The sequence below is a fragment of the Microcystis sp. M179S2 genome (assembly GCF_020245805.1).
Classification (GTDB): domain Bacteria; phylum Cyanobacteriota; class Cyanobacteriia; order Cyanobacteriales; family Microcystaceae; genus Microcystis; species Microcystis aeruginosa.
Genome location: NZ_JADBUE010000191.1, coordinates 1 through 5,677, shown reverse-complemented (window position 1 = coordinate 5,677; position 5,677 = coordinate 1). Strand labels below are relative to the sequence as shown.

The following is a 5,677-nucleotide window of genomic DNA, read 5'->3' as shown; positions in this document are numbered from 1 at the left end:
TACTCTCTCAATGTCTAAGACAAATTGACAATAAAAGCCATCGGCTCGTTTAATAAGCCTGACTCTTTTGATAGTAGATTTATCGAGAATCTCACGGTTAAAAGTGCCGATTAACTTTAATTTTCCTATCCCTGTTTTATCCGTGATGTGGATAAACTTTTTGTCTTCTGTTAGTTTCCAACCAGAAGTTTTGTACTCGACAGACCTTGAAAACTTTTTGAATTTGGGATAGCCTTTTTTCGCCAAACCCTTCTTGCACCGTCCGCTCGCCGAATTCGATTCGGTGCGGGCGGTGCGCTTTTTACAGTTATCATAAAAACGGGATATAGAGAACCAAGCTCTTTGGGCACTTGCTTGACGAGCCATAGAGTTGAGTTTACCAACAAAAGAAAATTCAGGACTATTAGATAATTCGGTAGTTAGCCTACACAAAGTAGCATAGTTAACCTGATCTTCTTTGGTAGAGTCCATCCAAAATCTTAAACATTTATTCCTGATGAACTGTCCCACCCTGATAGCCTCTTGAATGGCTATCTCTTGGTGTGAATTGGTTTTTAACTTAAACTCTATGACTCGCATTGACTCGACCTCTCAATGTGTTATGCTTATAATCTAGCAACTCATCGTACAAGGTGTCAAGGCGATGTCAGCTTTTCATCTCCGAGGTAAAACCGAGGGTTCCTTCAAGCTGACATTTTAGGTAAAAAGTTTTTTTGTAGAAAGCTAAGGGGATCAGATAACTATGAGCCAGATCACAAACACGGATAAGAGTCTTGAGGCGATGAAAAAGTTTGCCGAACAGTACGCTAAAGGTACAAATACTTATTTCTGTAGCGATCTCTCGGTGACAGCCGTAGTAATTGAGGGATTAGCGCGTCATAAGGACGAATTAGGCGCTCCTTTATGTCCCTGTCGTCACTACGAAGACAAAGAAGCGGAGGTAAAAAATACTTTCTGGAATTGTCCCTGTGTACCGATGCGGGAACGGAAAGAATGTCACTGTATGCTATTTATTACCCCCGATAACGAGTTTGCTGGGGAAGAACAGATAATTTCCCTTGACTATATCCAAGAAGTCCGCGAATCGATGAAGGGGCATTAGTTTAGGGTAATGACAGCCACCGCTTTTGGCCAAGGAATCGACGAATTTAATCGCCAGCAATTCTATGCTTGTCATGATACCCTAGAGGCTTTGTGGATGGAGTCCGCAGAGCCTGAAAAAACCTTTTATCAAGGCATTTTGCAGATTGCTGTCGCTTGTTACCATCTGGAAAATAATAACTGGCGCGGAGCGGTAATCCTTTTGGGAGAAGGGGTTAGACGTTTGCAACCCTATCAACCCGATTACGAGGGGATCAACGTGACGCACTTGGTTGGGGAGAGTTTGGATCTATTAAACTTTTTACAGAATCTCGATCCCCAAGCTTTACCGGCAGTGCTAGAAGCGATGAAAAGCAATCAGGAACATCCTCATCCCCACCTCGATCGATCTATCTGTTCTCTGCCGAAAATCCTCAAAAGTCATCCCGTTCTCTAAAAAGCTAGATTAGTTAGTCAATACAATTACGTCTATAGGTGAGATTTCTATGAGAGCAAGATACGCAAAAATCAGAGGATGGCTAGTTTACCTCGTTTCTGCTGGCTTAATCATGGGATTGGGCAATTCTCCCCTAGTCAAAGCACAGCAGAACATTGTACCAGGTAATGCCATGACAGTGCGATCGGATATTCAAGAGGCGAACTCAAAAACGGGGGTAATTACTGCTAGGGGTAACGTACAAGTGTTCTATCCCGCTCGCAAAATGCAGGCCACTTCCGCTCAAGCTCAGTATTTTAGCCGCGAACGTCGTTTAGTGATGACGGGTAACGTTTACGTTTTGCAGGAAGGCAACAGTATCCGCGCCGAAACGATGACTTATCTTGTCGATGAGGGCAGATTTATCGCTACTCCCCAAACCAGTCAGCAGGTGGAGTCAATTTATTTAGTCAAAGATAACGAAACTTCCCCCCAACCGGCTGCTTCTCCGACACCCGCACCCATACCTTCCCCTTCCCTCCCCGCTGCCCCAATTATTAACCCGCAGTGATTAGGAGTCAGGAGTCAGGAATCAGGAGTCAGTAGCCGGTCGTCAGGAGTCAGCTTTTTTTCTCCCCACGTCCCCACTTCCCCACGTCCCCACTTCCCCAACCCCTAACACCCAACAGCCGATAAAGATGACTTTAGTATTAGAAAATATCCATAAATCCTACGGTAAAAGGCTCGTGGTTAACCGGGTGAGTATTACTGTTGCCCCGGGGGAAATTGTCGGGTTATTAGGACCAAATGGTGCGGGGAAAACCACAACTTTTTATATCGCCACGGGATTAATTAAACCGAATCAAGGGCGCGTTTGGCTCGATCAAAAAGAAATTACCAAATTACCCCTTAATCAAAGGGCGCGTCTGGGTATTGGCTATCTGACGCAGCAGGCCAGTATTTTTCGTTATTTAACTGTATCAGAAAATATTCAGTTAGCCCTAGAACAGTCGGGGGTTCCCTTTTCCCAACGGGCAAATCGTCTCTATGATTTATTAAAAGAATTTCGCCTCGATAAGATTGTTCGCACTAAAGGAGCCTACGTTTCTGGAGGAGAAAGAAGAAGGACGGAATTAGCTCGCGCTTTAGCGGTGGGAGTCAACGGACCGAGATTTTTATTATTAGATGAACCTTTCGCCGGGGTAGATCCGATCGCCGTGTCCGAGATTCAAGCGATGATCGCCGGTTTAAGGGATCGTCAGATGGGAATTTTAATTACCGATCACAATGTGCGAGAAACTTTGGCTATCACTAATCGGGCTTATATTATGCGCGAAGGGCAGATTTTAGCGGCGGGAAGTGGCGAAGAACTTTATAATAATCCTCTGGTGCGTCAGTATTATTTGGGTGATAATTTTTTCCGATAATTGTTATTAATAAAAAATCGCTGCATTATATCATGAAAGTTGGCAATTGGCAAGGAAATTTAAGTAGAATACCCGGATTTAGCATCTTAGACCGCTATATTTTTGTCGAGTTATTATTGCCCTTTTTATTTGGTATGGGTTTATTCACTTCTTTGGGAGTGGCGATCGGTACTTTATTTGATTTAGTGCGACGGATTACTGAATCGGGTTTACCTTTTACTTTGGCCTTAAAAATTCTCTTATTAAAAATGCCAGAGTTTATCGTTTTAGCCTTTCCCATGTCAATACTTTTAGCGGCTTTAATGGCCTACAGTCGTTTAGCCAGTGATAGCGAATTAATTGCTTTGAAAAGTATTGGAATTAGTGTTTATCGCCTAATAATTCCCGCCATTGTGCTAAGTTTAATAGTGACGGGATTAACCTACGTTTTTAATGATTATGTGGCTCCAGCTGCCAGTTATGAAGCTAATGCTACCATGACCAAAGCCCTGCGACCAAATCGCAAATCTTTTATTGAAGATAATATTATTTATCCTGAATACGGCAAAGTGCGGCGACAGGATGGAGGGGAACCGCAAACGGTATTAAGAAGGTTATTTTATGCCGAAAGATTTAACGGTCAAGAGATGCTAGGTTTAACCATTCTTGATCGCACCCAGCCGGAAGTTAATCAAATTATTACCTCAGAATCAGCTTCTTGGAATATTGAAAAAAATATCTGGGATTTTTATAACGGCACAATTTATCTAATTGATCCTAATGGTTCCTATCGTAATATTGTCCGCTTTCAACATCAACAATTAGCCCTACCGCGTACCCCTTTAGATTTAGCTTTTCGGGGGCGAGATGGTTCGGAAATGACCCTGAGACAAGCGCGGGAATACCTAAAAATACTGGAATTAAGTGGCAATCCCACCAAAATTAGAAAATTACAAGTTCAAATCGAGCAGAAAATATCTTTACCCTTTGTTTGTTTAGTTTTTGGGATGATTGGGGCAGCCTTGGGATTACGTCCCCAAAATTCTAATAAAGCCACCAGTTTCGGTATTTGTATTGTCCTAATTTTCTCCTATTATCTCCTATCTTTTGTCACCAGTTCCTTAGGCATTGGCGGAGTTTTAACCCCCTTGATGGCCGCTTGGTTGCCCAATATTTTAGGATTAACTGCCGGAGGAATTTTGTTACTTCAATCGGCTAAGTAATCGAGGGTTAGCGGTGGGAATAAAAATTGATAATCATCAAATTTCTAAGGCTAATTTATATAAACGACTGCGGGATAAATTAGTAACCTGTGCTAATTGTCTGCTGGCTTGCGATCGATTAACTCCTCCTTCGATAATTTGTTTTAATTCCCGTTTTAATTCCTCGTCGGATAATTGGATAGTATCGAACCGATTGTTGCCCATAACTACGATAGTAAATTCCCCTTTAGGAGTTTTATTCGCCAGATATAAATTAATCGCCTCGGCGACAGTTCCTCGCCAAATTTCTTCGTAAAGCTTGGTTAATTCCCGACCTAAAACTATCTTTCTCGTGGGGCCGAAAGTTTCTCGTAAATCCTCCAAAGTCTTAATAAGTTTGTGAGGAGCTTCATAAAAAACCATCGTTCTCGTTTCAGTTTTTAAACCCTCTAAGCGCTCTTGTCTGAGCTTTTCCTTACCCGGAAGAAATCCTTCAAAACAGAATCTTTCCGTGGGTAATCCCGACACCGCTAAAGCAGTAATTACCGCCGTTACTCCGGGGATGGGAACCACTTCGATCTGAGCTTCTATACAAGCTTTAATTAACTCATAACCCGGATCAGAAATCCCCGGCATTCCCGCATCAGTAACCAAGGCGATATCCTGACCTTGGCTGAGAATATTTAATAACTCATCGAGACGGGAAAGACGATTATGTTCGTGGTAACTAATTTGAGGGGTCAGAATATCAAAATGCTGCAATAATTTGCCCGTGTGTCTGGTATCTTCGGCAGCAATTAGAGTGACTTTTTTGAGAGTTGCCAGGGACCGGAAAGTCAGATCGTCTAAATTACCGATCGGCGTTCCCACCACATATAATTTACCGAGATTATTCATAAATTGGCTAAAAATAGGCTATTTAGTTGTATTTTAAGTGATCAGTAAACAGTAAACAGTAGGCTGATAACTGAAGACTGATCACTTTTCTCTGTTCAGGGATCACTCAAATAGGGTAAAGTAGGTCAAGGTATGCTCACCCCTGTTATTGAATTAATCTAGTCTAAGGAGAACGTCTTAGTAATGTTAACCCTAAAAATCGCCGTTTATATCGTTGTTTCCTTCTTTGTCTTACTTTTTATCTTTGGCTTCCTTTCCGGCGATCCTACCCGTAACCCCGGACGCAAAGACTTTGAGTAGAAGACAATTATCAAACTGGTTCTAGGGTAGAGACACAGGGAACAAGTTATTAAACTTTCCCTGTCTCCCTAGAAATAATGATCATGGTAGTATCATCGGAAATTTTGGGTCTGAAACCCCGCCGTTCTAGGTTGGCTTTACGTTAGAATTAAAAGGCCAGTCTCGAAAACCAAGTGGGCGGCGCAGCACCTTGAAAACTCGGCTTAGGGGGTTCCGACCAGAAAAGCTGGGCCGTGTAAAAAGTCGCGCGCAACAAGTACAAGAAGCTATAGGCGGTCAACGTACCGTGGGACACACGGAATCGGGCTTCTGAAATGGGGTGAAAGTCTGTGGACTCTGTGTAAGACAGTACATGG

The 5,677-nt window shown here is 42.6% G+C and carries 8 protein-coding genes; 6 read left to right on the top strand and 2 right to left on the bottom strand.

The genetic code is table 11. The features are described from left to right. The coding region (locus IM500_RS11920; protein WP_502882357.1) for a nuclease/transposase family protein at positions 1 to 579 on the bottom strand (579 nt) is incomplete at its 3' end. Positions 580 to 742: 163 nt separating this feature from the next. Here IM500_RS11920 and IM500_RS11915 point away from each other — a divergent pair. The 5 genes from IM500_RS11915 (at position 743) to IM500_RS11895 (ending at position 4,145) form a co-directional block, all read left to right on the top strand. Further along, a complete protein-coding gene (locus IM500_RS11915) occupies positions 743 to 1,102 on the top strand; it encodes a ferredoxin thioredoxin reductase catalytic beta subunit (RefSeq protein ID WP_061432731.1) in 360 nt (119 codons plus the stop codon). 9 nt (positions 1,103 to 1,111) lie between these two features. Continuing rightward, positions 1,112 to 1,537: a DUF309 domain-containing protein gene (locus IM500_RS11910; RefSeq protein ID WP_190721996.1), complete on the top strand. Its 426-nt coding sequence runs from the start codon at positions 1,112 to 1,114 to the stop codon at positions 1,535 to 1,537. A gap of 49 nt (positions 1,538 to 1,586) precedes the next feature. Next, the gene (locus tag IM500_RS11905) at positions 1,587 to 2,087 is read left to right on the top strand and encodes an LptA/OstA family protein (protein WP_190721994.1); all 501 of its coding nucleotides are present in this window, start codon (positions 1,587 to 1,589) and stop codon (positions 2,085 to 2,087) included. A 127-nt stretch (positions 2,088 to 2,214) separates the two neighbouring features. Further along, positions 2,215 to 2,943, top strand: a complete 729-nt coding sequence (gene lptB, locus IM500_RS11900; RefSeq protein WP_002797884.1) for an LPS export ABC transporter ATP-binding protein — start codon at positions 2,215 to 2,217, stop codon at positions 2,941 to 2,943. 32 nt (positions 2,944 to 2,975) lie between these two features. Beyond that, positions 2,976 to 4,145: an LptF/LptG family permease gene (locus IM500_RS11895; protein WP_190721992.1), complete on the top strand. Its 1,170-nt coding sequence runs from the start codon at positions 2,976 to 2,978 to the stop codon at positions 4,143 to 4,145. A 36-nt stretch (positions 4,146 to 4,181) separates the two neighbouring features. On the opposite strand, the gene rsmI is transcribed toward IM500_RS11895, so the two are convergent. After that, a complete protein-coding gene (gene rsmI / locus IM500_RS11890) occupies positions 4,182 to 5,021 on the bottom strand; it encodes a 16S rRNA (cytidine(1402)-2'-O)-methyltransferase (RefSeq protein ID WP_190721989.1) in 840 nt (279 codons plus the stop codon). Positions 5,022 to 5,204: 183 nt separating this feature from the next. Between rsmI and IM500_RS11885 the strand changes: the two genes are divergently transcribed. Then, positions 5,205 to 5,321 (top strand): photosystem II reaction center protein I, encoded by a 117-nt coding sequence (locus tag IM500_RS11885; protein WP_002732356.1) that lies wholly within the window; start codon positions 5,205 to 5,207, stop codon positions 5,319 to 5,321. The last annotated feature ends 356 nt before the right edge of the window (positions 5,322 to 5,677 follow it).

What these genes read in the sequence shown, in the direction of transcription:
- IM500_RS11915 (WP_061432731.1), top strand. Translation starts at nt 743, where the DNA reads ATGAGCCAGATCACAAACACGGATAAGAGTCTTGAGGCGATGAAAAAG.
- IM500_RS11910 (WP_190721996.1), top strand. Translation starts at nt 1,112, where the DNA reads ATGACAGCCACCGCTTTTGGCCAAGGAATCGACGAATTTAATCGCCAG.
- IM500_RS11905 (WP_190721994.1), top strand. Translation starts at nt 1,587, where the DNA reads ATGAGAGCAAGATACGCAAAAATCAGAGGATGGCTAGTTTACCTCGTT.
- lptB (WP_002797884.1), top strand. Translation starts at nt 2,215, where the DNA reads ATGACTTTAGTATTAGAAAATATCCATAAATCCTACGGTAAAAGGCTC.
- IM500_RS11895 (WP_190721992.1), top strand. Translation starts at nt 2,976, where the DNA reads ATGAAAGTTGGCAATTGGCAAGGAAATTTAAGTAGAATACCCGGATTT.
- rsmI (WP_190721989.1), bottom strand. Translation starts at nt 5,021, where the DNA reads ATGAATAATCTCGGTAAATTATATGTGGTGGGAACGCCGATCGGTAAT.
- IM500_RS11885 (WP_002732356.1), top strand. Translation starts at nt 5,205, where the DNA reads ATGTTAACCCTAAAAATCGCCGTTTATATCGTTGTTTCCTTCTTTGTC.